General features: G+C 49.4%; 22 protein-coding genes. 9 read left to right on the top strand and 13 right to left on the bottom strand.

Annotated features, from left to right (window positions below):
• Positions 1-668: nuclease/transposase family protein (locus OCU14_RS06940; protein WP_507762967.1), on the bottom strand; the 668-nt coding region annotated here is incomplete at its 3' end.
• Positions 669-881: 213 nt separating this feature from the next.
• On the opposite strand from OCU14_RS06940, the gene OCU14_RS06935 reads away from it, so the two are divergent.
• The gene (locus tag OCU14_RS06935; protein ID WP_261810401.1) at positions 882-1,349 is read left to right on the top strand and encodes an NUDIX hydrolase; all 468 of its coding nucleotides are present in this window, start codon (positions 882-884) and stop codon (positions 1,347-1,349) included.
• Between the two features lie 231 nt (positions 1,350-1,580).
• Here OCU14_RS06935 and lepA read toward each other — a convergent pair whose 3' ends face one another.
• Positions 1,581-3,377: a translation elongation factor 4 gene (lepA, locus tag OCU14_RS06930; RefSeq protein ID WP_261810400.1), complete on the bottom strand. Its 1,797-nt coding sequence runs from the start codon at positions 3,375-3,377 to the stop codon at positions 1,581-1,583.
• A 201-nt stretch (positions 3,378-3,578) separates the two neighbouring features.
• Between lepA and OCU14_RS06925 the strand changes: the two genes are divergently transcribed.
• Complete coding sequence (locus tag OCU14_RS06925; protein ID WP_261810399.1) at positions 3,579-4,103, top strand: GNAT family N-acetyltransferase; 525 nt, start codon at positions 3,579-3,581, stop codon at positions 4,101-4,103.
• A gap of 80 nt (positions 4,104-4,183) precedes the next feature.
• Here OCU14_RS06925 and OCU14_RS06920 read toward each other — a convergent pair whose 3' ends face one another.
• From OCU14_RS06920 to OCU14_RS06895, 6 genes are all read right to left on the bottom strand, one after another.
• Positions 4,184-5,185, bottom strand: coding sequence for a 2-hydroxyacid dehydrogenase (locus OCU14_RS06920; RefSeq protein WP_261810398.1), 1,002 nt, complete (start codon positions 5,183-5,185; stop codon positions 4,184-4,186).
• Positions 5,186-5,209: 24 nt separating this feature from the next.
• Entirely contained in the window at positions 5,210-6,283 is a 1,074-nt protein-coding gene (locus tag OCU14_RS06915; RefSeq protein ID WP_057877714.1) for an AEC family transporter, read from the bottom strand.
• Between the two features lie 164 nt (positions 6,284-6,447).
• Positions 6,448-7,254: a DUF2399 domain-containing protein gene (locus OCU14_RS06910; protein WP_261810397.1), complete on the bottom strand. Its 807-nt coding sequence runs from the start codon at positions 7,252-7,254 to the stop codon at positions 6,448-6,450.
• On the bottom strand, positions 7,238-10,363 hold the full coding sequence (locus OCU14_RS06905; RefSeq protein WP_261810396.1) for an SbcC/MukB-like Walker B domain-containing protein: 3,126 nt from the start codon (positions 10,361-10,363) through the stop codon (positions 7,238-7,240). The genes OCU14_RS06910 and OCU14_RS06905 overlap by 17 nt, the downstream gene beginning before the upstream one ends.
• A gap of 1 nt (position 10,364) precedes the next feature.
• Positions 10,365-11,363 carry a hypothetical protein gene (locus tag OCU14_RS06900; protein WP_261810395.1) on the bottom strand — a complete coding sequence of 333 codons (999 nt, stop codon included), beginning with the start codon at positions 11,361-11,363 and terminating at the stop codon, positions 10,365-10,367.
• The gene (locus tag OCU14_RS06895) at positions 11,360-12,865 is read right to left on the bottom strand and encodes a hypothetical protein (protein ID WP_373875080.1); all 1,506 of its coding nucleotides are present in this window, start codon (positions 12,863-12,865) and stop codon (positions 11,360-11,362) included. Before OCU14_RS06895 ends, OCU14_RS06900 begins: the two co-directional genes overlap by 4 nt.
• Before the next feature lie 566 nt (positions 12,866-13,431).
• On the opposite strand from OCU14_RS06895, the gene OCU14_RS06890 reads away from it, so the two are divergent.
• A complete protein-coding gene (locus tag OCU14_RS06890) occupies positions 13,432-15,084 on the top strand; it encodes a peptide ABC transporter substrate-binding protein (RefSeq protein WP_261810393.1) in 1,653 nt (550 codons plus the stop codon).
• Positions 15,085-15,218: 134 nt separating this feature from the next.
• On the opposite strand, the gene OCU14_RS06885 is transcribed toward OCU14_RS06890, so the two are convergent.
• Both OCU14_RS06885 and OCU14_RS06880 read right to left on the bottom strand, forming a co-directional pair.
• Entirely contained in the window at positions 15,219-15,770 is a 552-nt protein-coding gene (locus OCU14_RS06885; RefSeq protein WP_261810392.1) for a phosphoribosyltransferase family protein, read from the bottom strand.
• Between the two features lie 3 nt (positions 15,771-15,773).
• Positions 15,774-16,850, bottom strand: a complete 1,077-nt coding sequence (locus OCU14_RS06880; protein WP_261810391.1) for an NCS2 family permease — start codon at positions 16,848-16,850, stop codon at positions 15,774-15,776.
• Between the two features lie 290 nt (positions 16,851-17,140).
• Between OCU14_RS06880 and OCU14_RS06875 the strand changes: the two genes are divergently transcribed.
• From OCU14_RS06875 to OCU14_RS06855, 5 genes are all read left to right on the top strand, one after another.
• Entirely contained in the window at positions 17,141-17,557 is a 417-nt protein-coding gene (locus tag OCU14_RS06875) for a MerR family transcriptional regulator (protein ID WP_261810390.1), read from the top strand.
• A gap of 138 nt (positions 17,558-17,695) precedes the next feature.
• Positions 17,696-18,946 carry an MFS transporter gene (locus tag OCU14_RS06870; protein ID WP_261810389.1) on the top strand — a complete coding sequence of 417 codons (1,251 nt, stop codon included), beginning with the start codon at positions 17,696-17,698 and terminating at the stop codon, positions 18,944-18,946.
• 124 nt (positions 18,947-19,070) lie between these two features.
• Positions 19,071-19,637, top strand: a complete 567-nt coding sequence (locus tag OCU14_RS06865; RefSeq protein ID WP_261810388.1) for a TetR/AcrR family transcriptional regulator — start codon at positions 19,071-19,073, stop codon at positions 19,635-19,637.
• Positions 19,638-19,713: 76 nt separating this feature from the next.
• On the top strand, positions 19,714-20,397 hold the full coding sequence (locus OCU14_RS06860) for a DUF4097 family beta strand repeat-containing protein (protein WP_261810387.1): 684 nt from the start codon (positions 19,714-19,716) through the stop codon (positions 20,395-20,397).
• Positions 20,398-20,495: 98 nt separating this feature from the next.
• Entirely contained in the window at positions 20,496-20,861 is a 366-nt protein-coding gene (locus OCU14_RS06855) for a nuclear transport factor 2 family protein (RefSeq protein WP_261810386.1), read from the top strand.
• A 122-nt stretch (positions 20,862-20,983) separates the two neighbouring features.
• Here the strand turns inward: OCU14_RS06855 and OCU14_RS06850 are convergent, their stop codons facing one another.
• The 3 genes from OCU14_RS06850 to OCU14_RS06840 form a co-directional block, all read right to left on the bottom strand.
• On the bottom strand, positions 20,984-21,244 hold the full coding sequence (locus tag OCU14_RS06850; protein ID WP_261810385.1) for a hypothetical protein: 261 nt from the start codon (positions 21,242-21,244) through the stop codon (positions 20,984-20,986).
• A gap of 24 nt (positions 21,245-21,268) precedes the next feature.
• Positions 21,269-21,643 (bottom strand): winged helix-turn-helix transcriptional regulator, encoded by a 375-nt coding sequence (locus OCU14_RS06845; RefSeq protein WP_261810384.1) that lies wholly within the window; start codon positions 21,641-21,643, stop codon positions 21,269-21,271.
• A gap of 221 nt (positions 21,644-21,864) precedes the next feature.
• Complete coding sequence (locus tag OCU14_RS06840) at positions 21,865-22,842, bottom strand: cation diffusion facilitator family transporter (RefSeq protein ID WP_261810383.1); 978 nt, start codon at positions 22,840-22,842, stop codon at positions 21,865-21,867.
• A gap of 320 nt (positions 22,843-23,162) precedes the next feature.
• Here OCU14_RS06840 and OCU14_RS06835 point away from each other — a divergent pair, with 320 nt between their 5' ends.
• Positions 23,163-24,335: an iron-containing alcohol dehydrogenase gene (locus OCU14_RS06835; RefSeq protein WP_261810382.1), complete on the top strand. Its 1,173-nt coding sequence runs from the start codon at positions 23,163-23,165 to the stop codon at positions 24,333-24,335.
• Positions 24,336-24,472 lie beyond the last annotated feature (137 nt).

The following is a 24,472-nucleotide window of genomic DNA, read 5'->3' as shown; positions in this document are numbered from 1 at the left end:
AGAAACTTCTTTCGCTTACGTAAGATCTTTTTCCCGTCAAAGAATAGCGTCTTTCCTTCACTATCGAAGGCAGTTGCAAGGAAGCGTAATCCACGATCGATTCCTACGACTTGCGGATTATCCTTAGTATCGAAGTCGCTAACTTCTCTCGTGATGCCGATGTGCAGAAACCACTTGCCCTGGTTATGAACCAATTTGGCGATTCCAAGCTTCCAATCATCGGTAAAGTATTTTTCGAATCCTTTGTTGGTGAAGTTCAACTTAGTCCGTTTGCCTAAAGTAGTCAGTGAGATTTGTTGCATCTTATTTGCAAAAGAGTAATTACTTTGGCGAACCAAATCTGCTTGTGGCCGCTGAAATTGAATGGGATTCACCAACCAGTTCAGGTCTCTCGGAACTTGAACCCATTTGCTTTCTTCGTTCCTGTAGTGGTAAGGGTGTTGTTTCATTTGTTCTCGAATGGTCTTATAGCGAGCTGAGACCGTTCGAAAGACCGACTGAATCATCTGGCTATTGAGTTCTGAATCTTGTCTGAATCGTTTGTACAGCTGGTGGTTGATTTTTAACCAGCTTAACTGAAAGTCATGGTCAAAGATCCACTGACTGACAATATTAGCCAATCGTTGATATTCCTGGCTCATCGCTAGAAATTGTTCTGCTTGATCCATGTCCGGATAAAGCCTCAACTTAATTGTTCTCCCTAATTTAACCAACAGATACCTCCCCTGTAGATTGGATTAAGTATACCATGTTTAGCCCTCTGAATGGGGAACGTATGTTTCGAAAATATGCTAAATTCTGGCATTCATCACGCGATTAAAATCGCAGGTTTTCTGCTTAGTTTTTAATGAACGTAACTCTACGAGAAAGGTGGTCATCCCATGGCCAATTACATCCAAGAAATCCGACACCTTGTCGGTCATCGCCCGCTAATTCTAAATGCGGCCGGCGCCATTCTGGTCAATGATCAGCAGGAGGTCCTGCTCAACCTGCGGACCGATACCCACAACTGGAGTCTGCCCGGCGGTTTCCTCGAATATGGGGAAACCTTTGACGCGGCCTGCGTCCGGGAGTACAAGGAAGACGCCGGGATCGACGTCGAAATCATCCGGCCACTGGGCATCTTCGACCAGGGCTTCACCACCTACCCTAATGGCGACCAAACCCAGGTGATCAGTCGACTCTACTTGGTCAAACAGGTTGGCGGTCGGCCTCTTGAGTCGGCTACGGATGAAACGCTCGATCTAAAATACTTTCCCTTCGACCAGCTCCCACCCCTGTTGAATCAACAGACGGCGGACATGTTGGCGGCCGGAAAAGCTTACTTTGAAACAGCCAAAACATACTAAGATTAGCTCTGTAAAACCAAATCGGACAGAGCCTGGCCAAACGTAGGAAGGGCCTGAGACAAAAGTCTCAGGCCCTTCCTTGCGCTCCGAACATCTATAGTCGAAACGTGTGACAAAAGGCAGTCAACTCCGCTTAACCCCGATAGACAAACAATCCAAGACCAGGATTATTCGTCTATCGACGTTAATGCTCATTGACTAACCGCCTCTTGTCGCACTCTATTGCGTTGCTTACTTTTCGAGATCCAAGACTGCGTTGAAAACTTCCTGTGGCAATTCAATGTCACTATGAGCAGCCTGCCGTTTGTTGGCGCTTTGGCGGCGTAGCTGAGCGGCCTTCTTAGAGGCACTCTTCTTTTCGCCATTGGCCGCCGCGTTCTTACGTAATGGTGGCACGTCGACTCTGGCCAGGGCCTTCCCTTCAACCACCGATTGAACCGGCATCGGATAAAGCTTCCGGGGAATCACAAATTTTAACTTGTGCACCAGCTCCTGAGCTACGCGCGGGGCATCTTCCCGATGGACCACAAACGACAGCGCATCGACTCTGGCGTAGTTGACGTGAACCTCAATCTTAACGACGTCGGCCAGATCATAGCCCGCCAAGGCCGTCGTCAACGTGGCATAACCATGCGAAACGGACTTCAACGCGTTAAAGAAGTCGTAGGCAATCTCGGCAAAGGGTAACTCGTAGTTCAGAACCACCAAATCACCTTGATTGTTCATGTCCTGCAACGTCCCGCGATGTTGGTCAGCCAGCTTCATCACGGGTCCTAAGCTCTCGCTAGTCGTGGTAATCGTCGCCTTGGCCAGCGGTTCCTCGACAAAATCAATCTTCGAATAATCTGGGAACTTGATGGGGTTATTTACGATGACGGGTTCCTCAGTGTTCTTGAGGTGCACCCGGTAGGTCACGTTGGGCGCCGTGGTCAAGACATCCAGACCATATTCATCGTGTAGGCGTTCGCGAATAATTTGTAAGTGGAAGATGCCTAAGAATCCACAACGGAAACCAGCACCCAGGGCCTCGGAATTTTCTGGCCGGTAGTGGAAGGACGTGTCATTTAACGCCAGCTTTTCCACCGCTAATTGGAGATCGTGGTAGTGATCGCCTTGGGGATAGAAGCCAGCGAAGACCATTGATTGGGCTGGTTCATAACCGGGAAGTGCCGTCGCTGTTGGGTTGGCAGCCAACGTCAAGGTGTCCCCTACCCGCAAGGCCTGCGGATCCTTCAAACCGGTGACAACATAGCCAACATCGCCGACACCCAACTGCTTAGCGGGAACCCGAGCTGGGGCGAAGATGCCAATTTCATTCGCGGCCACGGCCTGTTGGTTCGCCATCAAGACGAGGTTGTCGTTGGCCTTCAGTTGGCCATCGACCAACCGAACGTAGGCAATGATCCCTTTAAAGGCGTCGTACTGGGAGTCAAAAACCAACGCCTTGAGTGGAGCCTTGGCATCCCCGACTGGCGCCGGGATCGTGGTGTGAATGGCTTCCATCACGTCGTGGACGTTCAGGCCAGTCTTGGCGGAAATCTTCAGAACGGGTACGTCCGCAAACTCCGGTGAGAGATCTCGGATCTGGGCAATCGTGCGGTCGACATCGGCCGCAGCCGCATCAATCTTGTTCACCACGGGAATGACCACCAGGTGGTTGTCCTGGGCTAAACGCAGATTGGCCACCGTTTGGGCCTGGACGCCCTGAGTGGCGTCGACCAAGAGAATCGCCCCATCACTGGCGGCCAGACTCTTGGAAACTTCATAGGTAAAATCAACGTGTCCCGGGGTATCGATAAAGTTGTATTCGTACTCCTGACCGTCATCAGCGTGGTAATAATTCCGCACCGTGCGGGACTTAACGGTGACACCATGCGCCTGTTCCACCTGGAGATCATCCAGCAGTTGGGCCTTACTTTGGCGGTCATTGACCGTTTGGGTTTGTTCCATAATGCGGTCGGCCAGCGTCGACTTACCGTGGTCGATGTGCGCGATAATCGCAAAATTTCTGATGTGACTGGGATTCATGTCTGTGCTCCTCCTTAAGGATGCCGCCAAGAACACTGTGGCTCTTGGGTTCAAGTCTAATCATGATAGCCGATTCGCGAGATTTGTCAACGCAGTCCCAGCCGTCAGACCTTTTTTACTATCATACACTGTTTGCGACCCATCTTCGCGATTAAAAATGTGGTATTCTAACAAAGTAATCTTTTCTAAGGAGGTCATCATTTGAGTCTAATTTTTATCAAACGCGCGACACGCCGCGATCTCTCAACGATTATGGCGTTGATTGACCACGCCAAGGAACAATTGAAAGCCGCGGGCAGTCCCCAGTGGCAAGATGGTTATCCCGATCTGGCGACCCTTACCGCGGACGTCGATGCCCAACACTGCTGGCTTTTAGATGTCGACGGACAGGTAGCCGGTACGGCAACCATGATCATCGGCGACGATCCCAACTACCAACACATCGAGGATGGGCAGTGGCAGAACAACCAGGAACCTTACGCCACAATTCATCGCATTGCGATCGGCCCCGGTTTTCGCGGCCAGCACCTGAGCCATTATTTCTTTTCTAATTTAATCAGTGCCGCTTACCGAGAAGGCGTTCGTAATTTCCGCGTAGACACCCATGAACAAAACCAACAGATGCAGGCGATTGCCACCAACTTTGGTTACAAGTATCGCGGCACCATCTACGTTGACGACGGCCCTAACGGTGCCCGCCGTGCCTACGAACTGAATTTAGATTAATTAGGTCCTAGCACCAGCTAAACACAAAATAAGAACCTCACAGCCCATTCAATCGGGTTGTGAGGCTCTTTTCGTTAACGTTAAATGCTAATTGCGTTGCTGGTCTTCCCCGTTGTCAGATAATCGTGGAAGTTTTGATAACTGACACTGATCATATCCTGCAACGCTGGTTCCGTATACGAACCCATGTGGGGTGTAATCAGCACTTGTGGGTAACGTTCCAGGAGCTGTTGCACTTGGTCGTTAGGCACGTCGCTAACTTGGGCAAATTTCTTGCCGAGGATTTCACCCTCGTTCAAGATCACATCGGCACCGTAACCCGTGAGCTTACCGGTATCCAGGCCTTGAAGAATGGCGGGAATATCCGCTAACTCACCTCTGGCGGTGTTGATAAGCACTGCACCAGGCTTCATCTGTTCGATGAATTTGGCATCGATGAGGTTCTCATTCTTGCCAGGAAAGTAAGGCACGTGGACCGACACAATGTCAGATTGCGCCAACATGGTTGGTAGATCACACAACGTCACCGTTTCCTTGGCAGCTGGACTTGGATAAGGATCGTAGGCCACGACATTGGCCCCGAGGCCTTGATACAACTTAGCTTCGGTCAACCCAATCCTCCCGACACCCATGATCCCCACGGTTGCGGTGTGAATTTCCTTGCTAAACAAGTCGGTCCCCACGGTAAAATTGGCCTGATGCGTCCGATCCACGGCCAAATTGACGTGCCGGAAGAGATTCATCCCCATGGTCAGGGCCAATTCGGCCACAGCAAATGGTGAGTAGGCTGGGACCCGGGCCATGGCAATGCCCAGGTCACTCGCAGCCTGTAAATCCATGTGGTTATAGCCGACAGTCCGGGTGAAAACCATTTTAATGCCCCAGTCCGCGAACTTTTGCAGGTTTTGGCGGTCGACAACACAGTTGCCCCGTACCAGAACCCCGTCAGCCCCCTTAGAAGCGTCGACATTGTCGTGCGTCAACATTTCCGGTACGTAGGTCATGTCAAAGCCAAACTGGTTGAGACGGTCGAAATAGGGTTCCTCGATGGGCCGAACCCCGTAAGACGTAATTTTTACCATAATCGAAAAGCACTCCTTTTTTGACTAGTGGAAGACACCTAAGCCGTTCAAGACCTCCATGACAGCGATCCAGATTGGCATCATTACAACGGCCGCAATCGTCGAGATAAACGACGCGTTGGAAGATAAGACGGCCTCACGATCAAAGCTAATCGCATAGGCGGAAGCCACGGCAGCGGTTGGTGTGGCCATCATAACCACGATCGTCGCAACGGCCACATAACTCAGGGAAAGAATTCCCGTGACGTTTAACAGATATAAAATCACTAAGTTCAATAATGGCACAATAATGACCTTGTTGAAGGCGTAGTACCATGGGGTCTTGTCGGCAGCGGCATCCTTGAAGGAAATGGATCCTAAGGTAACCCCGATTGACAACCAAGCCAGTGGTGACGCCAGGTTAGCCAAGTAACTCAGTGGCTTGTAGAGCCAGAGGGCCGTTTGGTCAATCCGGTAGAAGGCTACCGCGGCAACACCGGTCGTCTGAACCCCATTGACCGCAACGGGTACCGTGACTTGTGGTACCAAGTGTTGACCCAGCCACATGAACAGCCCTAAGAAGGTTGCGATGACAATTGGATTCAGGAACATCTTCTTGACGTTCTTGGCTTCCATCTTCAGGCCAGACATCTTAATGTAGGCGTAGGAATACAGGAAGATCCGGTACCCAATGTTGAAGATGGAACTATACATAACCCCTTTGGCCCCGTAAACGGCCCCAACAATTGGAATTCCGAAGAACGTGGTCGACCCGAAGGTGGTCAGAATTGCCAGCACGTCGCGTTGTTCTTTGACGTAGCGCTGGTAAAGAAATGGCGTAACGAAGATGAGGAGAATGTAGATAATAATCCCCCAAACCAGCACGCCCATTCCTTGCTTAAAGGCATCCCCATTCATCGGTTGCATGAAGGAATTAAATGCCAGTGCAGGAATAGCAACAGTCAAGACAACCTTTGTTAATACTTTCCCAAAGTTTTCCCCAAAGGTCCCTCTGCGTCGCAGGTAAAACCCTAACAGAATAATGAATACAGTTGAGGTAATGGAACTGATAATTGCAGCGTTGGTAAAGGTCGTCGTGACGGCTTTCATGACTCCCATAATAATGCCCCCTATTGATAGAATTGGTACAATGTCTATAGTACACTTTTTCGCGGCATTGCGGGGTTTTGACCACTCGTATGGAAGGTGAATTGTTGGAATTAAATGTCGCCTAAATTTGTGTTCTTAGGATCATAAGTTGTTTGGTACCGCACCAACTCGAATTACTCAATTAGCCACTCTTCAATCAGCCGTTCATAGTTTGAAACCAGTTGCTCTTGCTCAACAAATTTACCAAACAACCGGATTGAGTCCAATTCTTCACAAAGAATGGGCGTCTTCACCGCTAATCGACGTGTACGTCTAACATCCTTCTTTCCCTTCAAAGTCAGCCAATAACTGACATTTGCAGGTGATTGAATGGCCGTAAAGGTTTCAATCGACGTTCGTGATAGCTGACGAAATAGGCTGTCCGCCATTTGAATACCACGACTATCCAAGTCCCCTAGATAAGTAAGCTGGACCCCGCGCAACTCCAGACACTGCATTAACTGGATGTACGCCGAGTTAAGGTCATTACCAGCTTGATTAATCAAAGGCCACTCTGGATGTAACGTGGCCAGCCAAACGAAAACGCCATTATTCTCGATAACCACAGCCTTCTTCGTTTCTAAGGGATAATCTTGCATCGCCGGAACCTGCCAAGGATTGAGTGTGAGTGGTTGTGGTAAATCTGTCTTAAATATTGACATACATGTGAACGCCATTTCAATCAGCTTTGCCGACAATTCGTTTACCGGATAATCTGTTAGAACATTTGCCAAGACCCACTGGTAATAATCAAAAAGCTGCGGATTTTCTCGACGATCATTCAAGCTGTGCGCCGTTAGTCCAGCATCTACAGCCTGCTGCCCACGTGGTGGTAGTCGATCACCACGTACAATTCGCTGAAACAAGCCATCCAGTTGTGCCGCCTCCTTCGGTGCTGTTAGCCCCGTCGACGACTCATAAGCTTTACGATACGGACTCATGTGCTGGCCCCCAAACTAATGCCTGACGAACTTTATTCAGATGGAACTGGTTATCCTTTTTCAAGCTTGGTGAAATAACTTCGTAGGCAATATTATCCACCCCATCGGCTAAGATTTTATTTTGTGCGCCACCTGGCATGGTTGCGATGAAATTAAAGCCAAACCGGGCAATCGTCTTAGCAAAAGACTTCGCTGTCTCAGGATCCAACTTGTCAGCAAATTCATCAAACATGACTAAATGTGGGGCGTCCTTTTGGGAAGCTTGCTCTAAAACCATCTTGGGCACTAACAGTAGTGGTAACACCATTGCCTGGGCTTTTTCCGCTCCTGATCCCCCAGACTTAACAAAATTATCGTTCACTTCTTCATAATGGTTTTCATCACTTTGCCGCCGTTTAATCAACACCTTAAAATCTGACCACTGCCGCGTATCTAACATCTCCTGAGCCTTCTCCATGAAGGCCTCGTCATCGTCAGCAATCGATAAGTCATTCGCTAGCTTTTGCAACCGATTTTGAACTTCCGCTTCCAATTCAGGACGAGCAGTCAAACTGGGATTGCAGGCCTCCTCAATAACCTGGGTGGACACACTAGTGGGTGTTAACGAAACTTTCAGCTTAATATTCTGCTCGTGCGTCAGCCCCTCACCCAACATCCGATTGTAGCCAGTAATCAACCGATACTGAGCTGCAATTGTGATAACCGCCGAATTAAGGTAGTAAGTCTGAGCCGTGTCATTCCCAGATTGTAAGACTTCTAAGGCCTTCTCAATATGTTTTTCATCTGCCACCATCAGTGCTATGGACTGATTAATATCAAAGGCCACCACGGTCAATCCCTTTTCAAGTACAGAGCGATTTTGACGCATGGCACTTGCTTCAGCACTGTGACCACGTTCTTCGAACACAGTATCTAAGGCATTTCTGTCGATACCATCTTGATTATTTCGGTGAATAAGCTTGCTGATCTGACTGGTCAAATCATCGATTCGATTATTCCGAACCTCACTTGCATGTTGTTGGACAAAGGCCAAGACTTTCTCAACCGTCGTCAGCTGGACTTGTTCAGGCTGATAGGGCGCCAAAGCTTCTAAGGCTGTCTCGATACTCTTTTTCAATTCTGATAACGTCTTCTGTTGTTGATCCATTTGAATCCGGATCGTCGCAATTTTTCCTTCATCCGCAGCCTTTTGGGTCAAAAACTCTCGCTGTTGCTTTTCCACTTTGCTTTGCTTGAGGTCAGCCAGCCGAATCTTTTCGTCAATACTATTATCAATGACCAACGCGTCGTGACGTCGTTGTGTCTCCGCAATCTCAGCTGTCACCCGCTGTTCATCAAAATCAGTTTCTGTATCCGCTTGAATTTCTTGGATACGACCGATGACATCCGATTGTTTCTCGGCTTGTCGCCGCTGATCTTGTTTAACCGCTGCTAAATCGGCGAGAACCTCAGTCAGCTTTTGCTCACGAACTGTGAGCTCATCCAACCGCGTTGCTTCAGTCAGATTAACCTTCAAATCCGCATGGGCCTGTAAGAGTTGCTCTTGATGCTTTACAAATTGCTGAAATTCAGCATCCATTTTTGCCGCCCCGGCATCATGAACTTCTTGATTATCCTGATGTAAGTCCTTCCGTGTGCGCGCTTGTATGGCGTTCACCCGCTGGTCAATTCGCCCATCAAGTGTTTCACGCATCGTCATAACGATCCGAACATCTTGGCTAGCATGTTGCTTGGCCCGTTCATCTTCTTGGTAACGTTCACTCGCCCGTCGCTGTTCGCGAATGTATTGCGTTAACTTTTCTAATAAAACGCTGGCATCAACTTCGGTAACCACTTTCGTTAATTCGGGCATCTCTGCCGCATGTGTTGCCAGATAGGACAACAGGGGCTGTAGTTGTTCTTGATTTAACTGCTCTTGCCGAGTCTTTAACTGTGACAACTGTTCCGCCAGCGCCGTCGCTTGATCCTCCAATACCGCTAACCGCTGCTTCTGTTTCCGAAACTGTTTTAACCGACGCTCTAAATCTAATAGCCGATTCTCATACTGCTGACGTTGCTCCACAATGTTGGCTTGGTTAGCCTTCTCTTGGCGCAGACCATCTAACTCAGTGGCAGCATCCTTCAAAGCCACTGCCAGCCGCTCTAGTTCATGTTCAAGTTTTCCAATTCTCTGCTTAGCCTGTTCACATTGCTCCAAGTTTTCCTTGTATTGATGTTGACTGGCACTGTATGGACGTAACGTTTTCTCCTCAATCCGATTCAAATTTCGCCAGAATATTTCTTTCTTCATTCTTCGAAGCCGTTCTTGTGCTCGCCGAACCCGATCCAAACTCCCTTTCGTTCGGTTGACCTCACGCTGCGCCGACGCAACAGCTTGAATGATTTGAGAATCAATTCCCTCCTGGGCATTTTTTAAAGCTTCCCGGATAGGGGTAAACCGGACATCACCACCCGTTAAAATTGGTGATGCCAACAACCGATAAACTGAAGCTAACTTGGTCAATGACTTGTCACTAAACCCATACACTTGCCCGGCCACAAAGGCGTGGTATTCTTCAACTGTTTTGAAAACATGTAAGTCTTCGCCTAAGTTCTGATTGACGCTGAGAAAATCAGATAAGTTTAAGCTAGCACCGGTTTCGTCAGTCGTCACCACTGTCAGGGGGGTTGCCACATCAGTCGTCATACCGACAAACCACCAAGTCGGTTGCCGCTTTTCACTGACATTTCGGTAAGCCCCAATTCCTAAGATCACCTGACGTCGCTTGGAACGTAGGTAAAGATAGCTGTACCCAGTCCGAACCTTCATGGCACCAGGACCCCAGTCGAGTAACATACTATTGAAGGTCCGTGCATCCTGAGCACTGTTTCGCGGACCGGTTGTTCGATCGAGTTTATCCGTTCCTTTGGCCGAATTGAATGATGGCGTCGCAATTGACCCATCAATTAACATTGGAAAGAAACAGTTTGCCAAAGTTGTCTTTCCGGCCGCATTTTCACCAATAAGTGTTAAATTTCCATTCTCTGCTGCTGGCAGATCTAGTTTCCGGTATTTGTCAAAGTTACGAAGATGAAAACTTACCGGTACGAGGTGTTCTTGAATAGTCATACTATGCCTCTCTTTCCGCCTGTTTAATTCCAAAGCGCTTAACCAACGGTGTTGCCACAACATACCCATCTCGTTCAAGTGCTAAACCGTTGACGTATAAGGCTTCCTTGACCAAACTAACATTGATGGGATAGCCCGGTATTAGGCGTTCGGCCACATTATGAATACGATCCAGCAACTGAGCACTAGGTATGCCAATGCCTAGCGACTGTGCCACACCAATCGCAATCACAAATGGTTTGGCCGTACTTGGCGAACGTTTTTTATCCAATAATACTGCATAATTATCCCCACACTCTAAGACAAAACGATCGGTTTGTTGCCACTGTGCGGCAATCACTTCTTTATTTTTCACGAGCTCTGGCCAAAGATAGGAAGCCGCAGACAAGTAATAGCGATTAAGCAAGGTCTGATTAATTTGCTGGATCGTTGATGGCGTCGGCCGATCAGTCATTGTTCGTATCCGATTCACTAGGCATTGGGCAACCGCAGCAAAGTCTGGGCTAACACTCCAATATTCTTCGATTTCTTGTGCTTGATCTTCAGGGATTTGTTCCGGTTCATCTTCAATAAATAAACCAAATCGGTCAACAAATAAGGCAATGATTTGATTCCGGATTTCTTTCTCATTTAGTTCGACAACCTCACTATGCACCTGCCGAACCACGGTTCGCACGGCAACTACCCGATCGGCCTGGGTATTTTGAAGTTCTGGTAAATTAATGACCGCTTTGATCGTTGCTAGTAACACGTGGGTTGTCTCAGCTGGCAGACTCTTTTCACCAGACAAAAAGATTAAATTTTCTTGGAAATTAGTCGGCCCAACACCCACTAAGTCAACCAGAAAGGAACGCAACCGTTGCTGCGTCGCTGGGCGTCGTAACGCCACAATCGCATCCGCTTTGGCCTGTGACGTCTGATCGGTAACGGTGCTGGTAAAAATACCAGAATCAAATAGATCATTGATAATGAATCGTTCGGATCCGCTTAAATCTTTCATTTTACCCGCTCCTCGTCAAACCAAAATTCAAAGCAATTCGGCAATGTCACTTGATAATCCTCACCCGTGCAATGTAAGTTAATTGCACCACCTGCCAGCGTTGCCACGCGATACAGCGGTCGTCCGAACAAGGCAAAGTTCGTGTCATAGTCATAGGCAGTCGCGGCATATAAGCGAACAACTTCATCTCGTGCTTGCAACGACGTTAATTCCAAATCATGATTGACAATACCATGATTGTCATCGCGCATGACTAGCCGTTTAAATTCCGCCAACGCCTGCTGCGCCTGGGTCTCTCCAGTATCGGTGGTTCCGACAACTGTGGGGTTATCGGCCGCAGTTAATTTAACCTGGGGCTTACTAGTTGCCACATATCCAACTGGTGCAATCTCACCAGCCTGAAGTAAATCCGCCGGCTCTGCAAGCGGCCGGTCTTGTGCCAAATGTTGAGGAATTTCTTCAGGAATCTTGATGGTTTGATAACTGGTTAATAATTGGTCAATTTCGGCCGTAAGTTCTTTAATATCGACAGATTGTTGCTGAATATGATCATACTCTTGGCCTAAGAGTCGAATGGCACTTAAGATTGTTTGAAACAACAGATACACCGTATCCAAGCTGTTATCAATCGCACTCGTACTCGGATCAAAACTGGCAGATAGCCGGTGAAGCTGCCGCTGAACATACGCTTCTGCCCGATTAAATCTCACCAATAATTTACTCTCGTCGCCCACAGCCCGCGCTGTATCTAGATCGTCATTCCCCTGTTGACTGTGTGCCACTCGCGTACTAAAAGTTTCTGAGTTAGCCAAGGCTTGGAGCTGTGGACCCTGATCCAACATTTTAGAAAAGGCCGGAATCGCCTTTTCCTTCAACATTGTCTGGAGGTGGATCGCTGCCACCCCGCCATGATTGAAGGCCAGATTGTTGGCTAATTCACTAAGATCACTGTCCAGTTTATGCATCCCTTTCATCACATCGTTATAGGCTGAGACCATGTTCTGAAAATCATTGTATAATTGCGTGCTATCAGCCTTTAGAATCGGTTTTGAGAGGCGATTGACCAACTGACAATATTCAGAAATCCGCGTAATATTCGCCGCAACAGTATTATCAGCATCTACCACCCGTTGCATCGCCGAAAGATATTCGATCCCACTACTCGTAATCTGATAAACGTAAGATTGCTGCGTATGATAATTACCACTCTTCATCCGCACCCGAACCTTTTGCGGCGACACTTCAATTAGTTTCGCCTTCGTACTGATGTTGTCTAATATTCGCTTGAGGACATCATCTTTCAGGGGTTGTTCATCCGTGTTTAGGTATGTACTGTTATATTTCCGAGCCAAATAACCTAACGTAATGGGTTCACCACCCACCGTGCTATCACGGTAAAGTATTGTCAAGATTGACCAACCAGCCAGTGGGTGTGCTCGACTCAGGCCTAGATTAGTGGCTAATAGTAAGTTTTTAAGTAACGGATTCAATTCAATTGCGATGATTATCCCTCCCGGCAGAAACCTTGCTCTAAGTATACGAGAATGGCGTGGATCCGTCGACAACTGAAGTGGCTTATTGTTGGCATTTTATAACGCATAAATATTCAAATTTATCTTGAGATACATCTATCGGATTATACAGTTGGCGTATAATCAAATCCCCCGCCAATCATTCTACTATATGCTAATAATCCCCGTCACACCGCGGTTTAACTTTTTAAAACTTCTGGTTGACAAAGCGAAATTGCGCGACTATTATTAGAGCCAAGTTAGAAATATACAGGAACGCATTACCAGGAAGAGTAGTCGTACCCGCTAAGACGCAGAGACCACCGGTAGCTGAAAAGGTGGCTTACAACGGTATAACGAAGATGAGCCTGGTTGCTAGTAGTCGGTGCAAGCTGACTACCCGGATTGAAGCACGTTACCGCTTCCGACTTTTGGCAACAGAAGTTACGGAGGCACTGGGCGTGAGTTCAGTGTAAATCAAGGTGGTACCGCGAGTAAATCGTCCTTATGTTTAAGCATAAGGACGATTTTTTTAACCTTCAGAGGAGATGTTTGGGATGCACCAAAAGCACGCAATTTACACAATTTTAACCCTGTCAGCACTCAGTCTTGTCACCCTCGCGGGGTGTGGTAACCAGTCCACCGCCGCCGGCCACAGTGGCCAGTACGCCGCCAACCAAGTCTTGAATTGGACCGAGTCCTCAGACCTGGCCTCCGCCGACCTTTCCAAGGCCACGGATACGCTGAGCTTCACCGTTTTACAGAATACCCAGGAAGGCCTTTACCGCCTTAACAGCAAGGGAACCCCGGCCAACGCCTTAGCCACCTCAACCAAGTTAACCGATGGCGGAAAGACCTACACCTTTAACCTTCGTCACGGCGTAAAGTGGAGTAACGGCGACCCCCTGACAGCCAAGGACTTCGTCTATTCCTGGCAAAGAACGGTTGACCCCAAGACCGCCTCACAGGACGCCTTCTACCTCTTCCCCGTGAAGAACGCCGAAGCCATCAACCAGGGCAAGCAACCCCTGAAAAACCTGGGGATCAAGGCCACTGGCAAATACAAACTGACGGTCTCACTGACGCGTCCCGTCTCGTATTTCAAGAAACTCCTGGCTTGGCCGCTCTTCTACCCGATTAACCAAAATGCCGTGAACAAGTATGGCAAACGCTACGGAACCAGCTCCGCCACCATTGTTTCCGACGGCCCTTACCGCCTGACCAAATGGAGCGGCACGTCCGGTACCTGGACGCTGGCCAAGAACCCAACCTACTGGGACAAGTCCCACGTGCACCTCACCAAGATTAACGAGGTCGTCACCAAGAGTCCGACAACTAGCTACAACCTCTTCAACGCCCAGAAGACCGATGAAACCCTCCTCAGTGGCCAACAGGTCAAGAATAATTTAAACAACGAGAACTTCGTCAAACGCCTACCATCCGGCACGCAACGCCTGGATCTGAACACCAAGAAGGTTCCCGCCTTCAAGAACCTCGACGTGCGGCGGGCCTTCTCATTGGCCATCAACCGGCAGGACCTGGTCAAGAACGTCCTGCAAGACGGTTCCGTCGCCTCGAATGGCTTCGTGCCATCCGGCATGGGTAACAACCCTAAGACGGGACAGGCATTCAATCAGGAGGCAGCCGTCTCCAGTGCCACCAGCTACAATCTCACCCAGGCCAAACAACTGCTGGCTAAGGGTCTCAAGCAGACCAAGGACAAGTCGCTGGACGTGACCCTCTCAGTGTCCGATACGGACTCCTCCAAGCAGACTGCCGAGTTCCTACAGAGTGCCCTTCAGAAGCTGCCCGGGGTCAAGATTAACATCAAGACGGTTCCTTACGTTCAGTTGATGACCCAACAGGACAACGGGGATTACGATCTGACCATGAGCGGCTGGCAATCCGTCTTCGCCGACCCGATCAACTTCCTGGAAGTCTTCGAATCCGATTCGACGTTCAACACTACGGGCTGGAAGAATTCGCAATTTGACCAACTCCTGGATCACGCCGAGAACCGTGATGGTAACCAACCCAACAAACGTTGGTCCGAATTGGTTCAAGCTGAAAAGGTTCTGATGAACGACCAAGGCACGATTCCTCTGTACCAAGGCGCCAAGTCACAACTTCTGCGGAAGAACGTCAAGAACATCAACTACAACCCCGCTGGTGTGCCTTATGACTTCAAGACGACCTACATCGCCAAGTAGACAGTAACTGTACTTATATAGAAGAAACTTGTTTAATAGCTTCAAAGATAATGGGACCGTGCGATTGTGCACGGCCCCATTTCTAAGCTAATAATAATCCCCCAACCTGTCGAACAAGCCGGGGGATTGCAATCTTAATCGTTAATCGGAAACAGGGGTAATTCTGCCAAATAATGAATGTCGGTCCGGTCGACCGCATCCCCTTCCGCCAAAATGGCGACCTGGCTAACAACGGTGGCCCCGGCGCGTTCAACCAATGTCTTGGCGGCCTGAAGCGATCCACCACTACTGATCACGTCGTCCACGATAACTACCTTCTTGGCCACCAAGCGATCAGCATCCGTTCCATCGAGGACCAGCTGTTGTGGCGCACTGGTTGTGATGGCCGATACCGGCACCGTTTGTGGCGCACGCATGTAGTCCTTGACGCTCTTACGCAACACCACGTACTGCGCGTGATTGGTACAACGACTGAGTTCCTGAGCTAGCGGAATCCCCTTACTCTCCAAAGTTACCAAGTAATCGAAGTCCGTGGGCACCCGTTTAGCCAGCTCGCTGGCAGCATAGTCGGTGAGTTCGGCATCGCCCAATAACACGAATGAGGCAATCGCCAGCGTGTCGCTGATGGGCATGATCGGCAATTGCCGCGTCAGTGGCCCCACCTGTAGTTCAAAATACTTTTGCATGACTTAGACCCCCAGTCCCAGAAGTGGCAAAATAAATTTCAAGACGGCACCCGTCAATAGACCTGCGAACGGATCGGCTATCGCGGTAATCACTAGCGTAATGGCCGCGATGGTTCCCGTTGGTCCTTGTAGCGCGGTGGTCGCGTTAACCGGGAAGATCACGACAGTTCCCAAGATGAACAGGAACCCCGCGATGGAGGCACTTGGCACATACTTCCCTAGCTTGGGCAACCAGCCCAGCGCCAGGATAGCGGCCATGATGAGCATCATCATGATTCCCGCCACGACTGGTTCCGGGGCGCTTCCGGTCGCCGAGATAATGGCTTCCACCGGCGCCCCACCCAAGAGACTCGTTCCCATATCCGCAACGGACTGGGTGATCGTCAAGAGGTTCAAGTTTACCGGATTGGGTTTGATTCCCGTCATCTGTCCGGTAATCAGGCCGTACGAGATGTTGGCCCCAACGTTTAAACACGCCAGACTCAGTGCCCCACGAACCACCCGCACATTCACTGTCGGCTTGGTGAAGACGAAGCGTCGCGCGGTCACGTGTTCCGGTAGTTCTGCGCGGTAGTGTTCGATGAAGACGGCGGCCAGGCTGGACCCAACCACGGAAATCACGATCGTCCACACCAAGTCCTTACTGATCAGGTAGGTCGTCGCCGCTAGTCCGACGGAAACCCAGCCCGTAAGTCGTTCCTTCTTGGCCATACCCAGGGCAATCTTAGCGAGCATCAGGCCAACCCCGGCCATCATCCCCGCCATGATCCCGTTACCGAGGACGTCGACGATCTTGGTCAGCGTCCCCGTCACCCCAATCAGCAACATCACGATCGATCCACCAAGAATGATGGATGTTCGTTCGCGTAAGTCACGACCGAGGCTCCCGGTTAAGGCCAGCGACTCCGCTTGAAAAGAGAGCGGTGCGACGGCCCCAAAGGCCCCATTGACCGCGGATGCGAATAGAAATGAAAACATGGTTGGAAAAATAGCAAATCCTAACGACATCGCCATGATCCCTTGTGGAATGCCGTTTAATACAACTCCGATGGCTGCTAACAGATCGGCTAGCCAATGCATAGACTTGTCCCCCACTTCAATTGTCTTGATATTCGTCTTTCAATCAACATCATACGGGATATCCCGGGCATAGTCCATGATTATCATTCGTTAGACGAACATTCGGTATAATTTTGCTTATTAAATTCGCATATATTTAAAATTACGAACCTTCTTCCCTCAAATTCGTTCAGGCCCCACAACATTCCCAAAATCAGAGCCAAATCCTTGCGGCAACGGGTATTTTACCGTATGCTAGGACTACTTACCTTCATGTTAGACGAAGGCCTGCGTTTAAGGAGGATCTCAACTTGACTTATACCATCCACGAAGTTGCCGAAAAGCTCGGCATCTCGACCTATAGCATCCGTTACTACAACGATCACGGGATGTTACCGTTCGTTCAACGCGATGCCAATAACAACCGTATTTTCCACGACACCGACCTCGAATGGCTGAATATGATCGTCTGCCTCCGTGAGACGGGCATGTCCGTGAAGAGTATCAAACACTATCAGGATCTGATCCAAGAGGGAGACGACACGGTCAACGAGCGCTACGCCATGATGTGCGCCCAACAGGAACAAACCTTGGCCGAAATTGCCGACTTGAAGAAGCATCTGGACACCATCAACTACAAGGTCGCCCACTATGCCAGCATTCTTGAAAACAACGAACCCGATAGTTTCGTGCCATCCAACCTGCGAACAGAAGCGGTTGGCAAATAACTTGTCATTGCATTTAGACCAGGGACGCGTTCCTTGGTCTTTTTTATCGGCCAAAGAAACAGCCACTGTATCTTGATCCCCCTTAACTAGCATGCTAATATAAATTATCCGACGAACATTTTATTAGGGGGGTTATGTATGACCCAAACACTGCCGCATTGGCGGCGCAACATCTACCTGTTTCTAACCAGCCAGTTTCTCTCTGGTATCACCAGTATGGTGGTCCAGTACGCCATCATCTGGTACCTTACCAAACAGACGGGATCGGCGACGGTCCTAAGTTTTGCCACCCTGTTGGGGATGATTCCCATGGTGGTTCTCAGTCCCTTTGTCGGCCCCTTCGTCGATCGGCTCAATAAGAAACTCTTGTTGATTGTGCCAGACGTCGTCGCTGCCATTTTTGCCATTATTCTTTCCATCTCCGGGACCATTCAGAGTCATTTCCCCCTGTGGTTAGTCTTCGTCTCCCTGTTCGTTCGAGCGGTCGCTCAGACCTTCCAGATGCCAACCGTTCAGGCAATTATGCCCACCATGATTCCAGCGGACCAACTGACCAAACTTAACGGTCAGCTGGGTATGGTCCAATCGGCCAACATGATTATTGCCCCCGCCCTGGGAGCCTTCCTGTTCGCCCTCATCCCCATTAATTATCTGATTCTGTTGGATGTGGTCGGCGCGATCATTGGCATCAGTATCCTCTGGGCTGTGCGAATTCCCGAACATCCCGTCATTGACGACCCTGTTCGTGTTCTCAGCGATGCCAAATTTGGTCTGACCCGACTCCGGAACACTCGTGGCCTGTGGGCCATCACCTTACTCGGCGCCCTCTTCACCCTGTTCTTCATGCCAGCGGCCAGCCTCTATCCACTGATGACCATGAGTTACTTCCATGGCACCGTGGGCCAAGCCGGCCTTATCGAAGTCGTTTTCTCGGCAGGCATGTTAGCCGGCGGCGCGATCATTGGGATTTTTGGGAACTGGCAAGATCGTATGAGGCCCATTATCTGGTCCACAATTGTTCTGGGAATTGCATTCGGTGCCGGCGGCTTTCTCCCCGGTAATCAGCGAAGCTTCATTTGGTTCGTCGCCTTCAATGCACTGGCGGGCCTCATGGGACCATTCTTTAACACCCTGCTCATGGCCATGATTCAACAGACCTTCCCTGCCGCCGAACTCGGCCGAGTTCTCGGTGTGTTAAATTCAATCATGAGTCTTACCGGGCCGGTCGGCTTAATCTTTGCCGGTCCCCTCGCCGATAATATTGGGGTCCAAAAACTCTTCATCATCGGGGGTATCGGGGCGCTGTTCTGTGGACTTATGATGTTGGTCATGCCTAGTGTTCGGACCTATGATCAGCGACTTCACGAAAAACTTAATCAACAAAATTAATCCCTCACCGGTTGCCCCTGGCAATCGGTTTTTTCGTGGGATCTGCTAACTAGATAAACATCAGGCTTGACAAAATGAACGAACCGTTATAATATTCATTCATCATCAAAAGGAGCGATTTAAGATGGACGATAAGGAACGGCGTTTAGCTAATAGTGCACATGACCTCTTTCTGCAACAAGGCTTTAAGCACACCAGCATCGCACAGATCGCCCGGCACGCCGACGTTGCCGTGGGGACTTTCTACAATTTCTATGCGTCCAAGGATGATATCTTTGTTCGCATCTACAACGCCGAAAATGAACGCGTCAAGGCGGAAATATTAGCCCGCGTCGACCTCACCGACGACCCCGCCACCGTGGTGAAAACGGTGGTTCAGGAGATTTTCACCTGCTCGGCCGACAACCAAATTCTCCAAGAGTGGTTCACCAATCCCAAACTCAACAATATCATCGCACAGACGAATCAGTCCGCCGTCGAGGAAAGCCTAGTCTACGCCACACTGATGAAGCTCATCGACCAGTGGCGCCGAACGGGAAAGCTGAAGGAGGGCCTGGATCAGGACCGCATCATCAGCCTCTTCAACGCCCTCACAGTAGTCGATTTCCACCAGAGCGAGATCCAAACCGACAGCTACTATCAACTGCTTAACGACCTCATCGCTAGCATTCTCTTGTTTATCCTAAAATAGCCGTTTCGGTTATTTTTTTAAAACAAAAATGAATGAATTTAATAAGTATTCATTCAAATCAAAGGAGTCTCCACCCATGAAAAAATTCTTCCTCATCCTCGCTATTATCATTCTTGTCCTTATTGCTGGTACCCTCGGTATCATCGCTAGTCAACGCCGACTCACCATCAACACTGGTCACCTCGAACACCTCACCCATCAGACCATTCCCTTAACGAAGCAACCACGCCAATTACAACTGGCCGTTCGAACCGCTCGGGTGACGATTCGGACTGGATCTACCCCGGCCATTACCCTTAATCAAGTCGCCAAAGCCCAATACAAGGTGGTAGCGACAACCGATCGCCTCAGCATCACCGAACCTTTGGATCATCAGCACCAATTAGCGATTGGTCACACCCCAACCATCACGATTACCCTCCCAACTAGCCAGGTGGATCGCCTACAAATCAACCAGCTTAACGGCACACTAAACCTACATGGATTGACCATTAACACGGTCCAGATCACCCATCAGAATGGCACGACCACTGCCGATCACCTGACTGTTCGTCAAGGCGGGGCCCTCATCAAACGGAATGGGGCCACGACACTCACCGACCTGACCACACAAGGCCTTCAGGTTTCCGTCAAGAACGGTCAGGCCAAGCTCAACGGCCAGCGCGTCGCTAGCAATCACCAATCCTACCATCAGGCTGGGCAACACCCCCTTATGATTCGTAGTGGAAACGGGCAAGTGAAACTAACCACGGCAGAATAAGTAAGCTTAATGACCGACTGACCCCAAATCGCACTTGATTTCTTTACTTCCTAACCATTCAGGCTAAACTAAACACTTAACGGAAAGAAGGATTCGACATGGATCAAAATGTGGCAACAATTAAGCGCTACTTTGAGCTATCAGACTTGGCCTCGCATGACTCTCAGGCACTCAGTGACATCGTTGGCCTCTTTTCCAGCAAGGCCGTCGTTGAAGGGGCTAATGGGTTTATCGCGGATAATCCGACTAAGGTGGCCACCTTCTTTGACCACTTTTTCAAAGACAATCAAGACTTACGCCATCTTTGTCAGGTCATTACCGGTTCGGCGGCCAATTATACCGCCGAATGGGCCGTTGCCGGTCGCAAGAAAAGTGGTCAGCTGTTTGCGCTTCATGGCTTTGACACCTATCGCTTCGATCAGAACCATCGAATCTGCTTCTTGCAGGTTGAGATCTCTCATTAACTGTCATTTCCAACTAATTGTAAATCAACTCAAAAAGGGGACTTAGAAATCAAACGATGATATCTAAGTCCCCTTTAATCGCGGAAAAATCAGGACTCCCCGCCGTTTTTATTTTTAAATATTTAGTCCGTAATACAAGCCTGAATGGCGCGTAACACCGGTCGCAGACTCTCACCGTCGGCCGTCAGGGTCCAGCGCCATTGTTTCACATGAAACATTATCAAGTGGCGTTGCCACAGTCGCCATAACTCATACCACGATCCCAGCAAGCGTAGTTGCCCACCCGTGGCCGGACCGACAGCCAACCGTAACAACAGGCACCACTGCGCTGGCGAGGTCACCATCCGTTGCGTGCGTTGCATCCCCGAAATTCTGGTTTCCATGGGTATCCCCCACTTTCGTTGGTCTTAGAGCGTCTCTAAGAGATGATTGAACCCCGCGTGGTCATTTTCAATCTCCACGTTTGGCAGCTCATTGGCCCGCTGCTCACCCCAGAGTGACATCTGGAGGAGAATCTTCCCCAACGACCGACCTGTCTCTGTCAGACTGTAGACCACCTTAAATGGGGCCCGGTCACCCTGAACCTGTCGATCGATAATGCCATCGTCCTCTAGTTCCCGAAGCTGTTGCGTCAACACCTTCTGCGAAATATCGGGTAACATCCGCCGTAAGTCACAGGTCCGCTGAGGTTGGACACTTAAGTGGCAGAGTAACTGTGGCTTCCATTTCCCACTGATTACGGCTAAAGTGGCCTCGACTCCTAAAGTGTACATTTTCTTCATCTCGCGGACCCTCCTTGATAGTTTTACCCATTGTACATGGTAAATGACCTTTTGGGTAGTAGGTACCTTTTGGTAACCATCAACTCGATGGTAAGACGCACGACTCGTCATTTTAAAATTAATTATTATTAATGATTATTATATTAATAATAATTAAACCGAGAACGTGGGTAACCAAAAAGTTGCCGAATCCTCTCAGACCCAGCAACTCAACACGTTCACTAATCCTTAGGCACCGCCATGACGTCCGTATCCACAATTCCAAACTGGCGACGCATCGTGGCCTCAATTTCCTCGCCCAACCGGTAACTGTCTTGAACCTCCATGTGGGGATCCACCTCAATAATCAGATCTAACGTGACGACATTCCCATTGTAATGTGCATTCAGTTCGCGAACCCCTTGAACCGCGGGAAAGGCCAACACGGCTTGACGGAACTGTTCCTCCGCCTTGGGGTCAAAGTAATCTGCCAGGTTCAGGCTACTCTCCCGGAAGATCTTGACGCCCGCCGTCAGGATAAAGATCCCAACCACGATACTGGCGGCACCATCCAACCATTCGAAACGAAAGAGCAGTGCACCGGCAATGGCGACCAGGGTGCCGACACTCGTCACGGCATCACTCAGACTATCCTGCGCGGCCGCCGTCAATGAGGCATTTTGCAACTTCCGCCCGGCACGCCGGTTGGACCACCAGACAACCAACATGACTACTGCGGCAATCCCTGCCCCAACCAGGGTAATCGGCTGAGGAATCGTCTGGGTTCCAGTATGTAGCAGGCTCTTTACGCCGCTGAACATGACGCTACCGGCGATGGCCACCATCACAATCCCCGTGATGAGCGTGAAGACGGTCTCGTAGCGAAAACGGGTCAGCTGTAGACGTTGATCGTCCTGTTGTAACTCTGCGGACAACGGCTGTCCGATCAGGTCATCGTCGTCGATATCACTGGCGATGTGATTTCCCATTAATAACAGCGCCGTCGAAATAATTCCGGATAAGTTATTCAAGGCATCCGCCCGCAAAGTTTGCGAACGCCCAACTATCGCCAAATAAAACTCGACAACCGAGATCCCAACGTAGGCCACAACGTTCATCGACAGATGAAGGCGCGCGCCCTTTAACTTCTTCAATTCAGCCGCCTGCCGTTCTTCCCACACAATCTGTTCGGATTGACGGTGTGCCTTTAAGTCTTTCATGTTCTAACCCCCTGCTCCCAATTCGATACTCTTATTATAGTATTTTTCGTCGGAAGCGAGCAGGTCATGACACCAATGACCGAGATAGCAATGAAATTTGTTCGTTTTTTCATTAATTAAATTTTTTCGTTGGAAACGGCTACTTTTATTTCCAGTGATAGCCGAAAAGCGAGTTGTCCCAACGTCTAACCTCCAATTGTTAAATGGCCGAACTAATCTTTCTAGAAAAGTTATTGCAAACTGTAAGTGCCTACGTTATAATTACTTTGTGAAATAGGTGTTAAAGATTTTCAAAACTTCTGAAAGAGGGAAAATGAATTATGGCTGAACGTAGTTATGACTTTCTTATGCCCAGTGTCAACTTTTTTGGCCCTGGCGTAATTAGCAAAATTGGTGAACGTGCAAAGATGTTAGGGATGAAGAAGCCCGTCATCGTGACTGGGAAGATTCTCGAAAACATGGAAAATGGTGCCGTTCAACAAACCCTTGCTTCTCTTAAAGCGGCTGGTGTGGACTACGTTATTTACAACAACGTTGAACCCAACCCCAAGATCCGGAATATCAAAGAAGTTAAGAAACTTTATGAAGACTCTGGTGCCGACTCCATCATCACCATTGGTGGGGGCTCCGCTCACGATACTGGTAAGGGTGCCGGTGACATTTTGACCAACGGCGACGACATTACCAAGTTAGCCGGGATCGAAACGCTCGACCACGCCTTACCACCACTGATTGCCGTTAACACGACTGCCGGGACTGGTTCCGAATTAACCCGTCACGCCGTTATCACTAATGAAGAAACCCACTTGAAGTTCGTTGTCGTTTCATGGCGGAACATTCCATTAGTTTCCTTCAACGACCCAACTTTAATGCTCGACATTCCTAAGAACTTGACTGCCGCAACTGGGATGGACGCCTTCGTCCAAGCCATCGAACCCTACGTGTCCGTTGACCACAACCCAATCACCGACTCACAATGTATCGAAGCCATCAAGTTAATTGAAGGTTCCTTACGTGAATCCGTTGCTAACGGTCACAACCTCGACGCTCGGACCAAGATGGTTGAAGCTGAAATGTTAGCCGGGATGGCCTTCAACAACGCCAACTTAGGTTACGTTCACGCCATGGCTCACCAACTCGGTGGCCAATACGACGCCCCACATGGTGTCTGCTGTGCATTGCTTCTCCCTTACGTTGAACAATATAACATCATCGCTTGTCCAGAACGCTTTGCCGAATTAGCTGAAATCATGGGTGAAGATACCACTGGTTTGTCCACGCGTGACGCCGCCGAATTGTCCATCAAGGCCATGAAGCAAATGTCACAAGACGTTGGTATCCCAGCTTCCATCAAGGAAATCGGTGCTAAGCCAGAAGACTTCGAACTGATGGCTGAAAACGCCTTGAAGGACGGGAACGCCTTCTCCAACCCTCGTAAGGGGACGAAGGAAGATATCATCAAGATTTTCCAAGCCGCTTACGACGATGAATAAGCCCTTTCGTTCGACATTTTAACAACAACTCATGCGAAAGCTATGCGCCTAACTAATCACATAGCCATTAGGTCCATGGATTGCGGACCAGCCTTAAACGCCACCTTGCCGGGTGGCGTTTTTTGTTACATACTGAA

This window comes from Levilactobacillus humaensis (assembly GCF_024345185.1).
Taxonomy (GTDB): domain Bacteria; phylum Bacillota; class Bacilli; order Lactobacillales; family Lactobacillaceae; genus Levilactobacillus; species Levilactobacillus humaensis.
The sequence above is the reverse complement of the archived record's forward strand: the minus strand, read 5'-3'. Positions and strand labels throughout refer to the sequence as shown.

What these genes read in the sequence shown, in the direction of transcription:
- OCU14_RS06870 (WP_261810389.1), top strand. Translation starts at nt 17,696, where the DNA reads ATGACCCAAACACTGCCGCATTGGCGGCGCAACATCTACCTGTTTCTA.
- OCU14_RS06860 (WP_261810387.1), top strand. Translation starts at nt 19,714, where the DNA reads ATGAAAAAATTCTTCCTCATCCTCGCTATTATCATTCTTGTCCTTATT.
- OCU14_RS06890 (WP_261810393.1), top strand. Translation starts at nt 13,432, where the DNA reads ATGCACCAAAAGCACGCAATTTACACAATTTTAACCCTGTCAGCACTC.
- OCU14_RS06835 (WP_261810382.1), top strand. Translation starts at nt 23,163, where the DNA reads ATGGCTGAACGTAGTTATGACTTTCTTATGCCCAGTGTCAACTTTTTT.
- OCU14_RS06865 (WP_261810388.1), top strand. Translation starts at nt 19,071, where the DNA reads ATGGACGATAAGGAACGGCGTTTAGCTAATAGTGCACATGACCTCTTT.
- OCU14_RS06840 (WP_261810383.1), bottom strand. Translation starts at nt 22,842, where the DNA reads ATGAAAGACTTAAAGGCACACCGTCAATCCGAACAGATTGTGTGGGAA.
- OCU14_RS06845 (WP_261810384.1), bottom strand. Translation starts at nt 21,643, where the DNA reads ATGAAGAAAATGTACACTTTAGGAGTCGAGGCCACTTTAGCCGTAATC.
- OCU14_RS06880 (WP_261810391.1), bottom strand. Translation starts at nt 16,850, where the DNA reads ATGCATTGGCTAGCCGATCTGTTAGCAGCCATCGGAGTTGTATTAAAC.
- OCU14_RS06855 (WP_261810386.1), top strand. Translation starts at nt 20,496, where the DNA reads ATGGATCAAAATGTGGCAACAATTAAGCGCTACTTTGAGCTATCAGAC.
- lepA (WP_261810400.1), bottom strand. Translation starts at nt 3,377, where the DNA reads ATGAATCCCAGTCACATCAGAAATTTTGCGATTATCGCGCACATCGAC.
- OCU14_RS06920 (WP_261810398.1), bottom strand. Translation starts at nt 5,185, where the DNA reads ATGGTAAAAATTACGTCTTACGGGGTTCGGCCCATCGAGGAACCCTAT.
- OCU14_RS06935 (WP_261810401.1), top strand. Translation starts at nt 882, where the DNA reads ATGGCCAATTACATCCAAGAAATCCGACACCTTGTCGGTCATCGCCCG.
- OCU14_RS06885 (WP_261810392.1), bottom strand. Translation starts at nt 15,770, where the DNA reads ATGCAAAAGTATTTTGAACTACAGGTGGGGCCACTGACGCGGCAATTG.
- OCU14_RS06915 (WP_057877714.1), bottom strand. Translation starts at nt 6,283, where the DNA reads ATGGGAGTCATGAAAGCCGTCACGACGACCTTTACCAACGCTGCAATT.
- OCU14_RS06910 (WP_261810397.1), bottom strand. Translation starts at nt 7,254, where the DNA reads ATGAGTCCGTATCGTAAAGCTTATGAGTCGTCGACGGGGCTAACAGCA.
- OCU14_RS06900 (WP_261810395.1), bottom strand. Translation starts at nt 11,363, where the DNA reads ATGAAAGATTTAAGCGGATCCGAACGATTCATTATCAATGATCTATTT.
- OCU14_RS06905 (WP_261810396.1), bottom strand. Translation starts at nt 10,363, where the DNA reads ATGACTATTCAAGAACACCTCGTACCGGTAAGTTTTCATCTTCGTAAC.
- OCU14_RS06850 (WP_261810385.1), bottom strand. Translation starts at nt 21,244, where the DNA reads ATGGAAACCAGAATTTCGGGGATGCAACGCACGCAACGGATGGTGACC.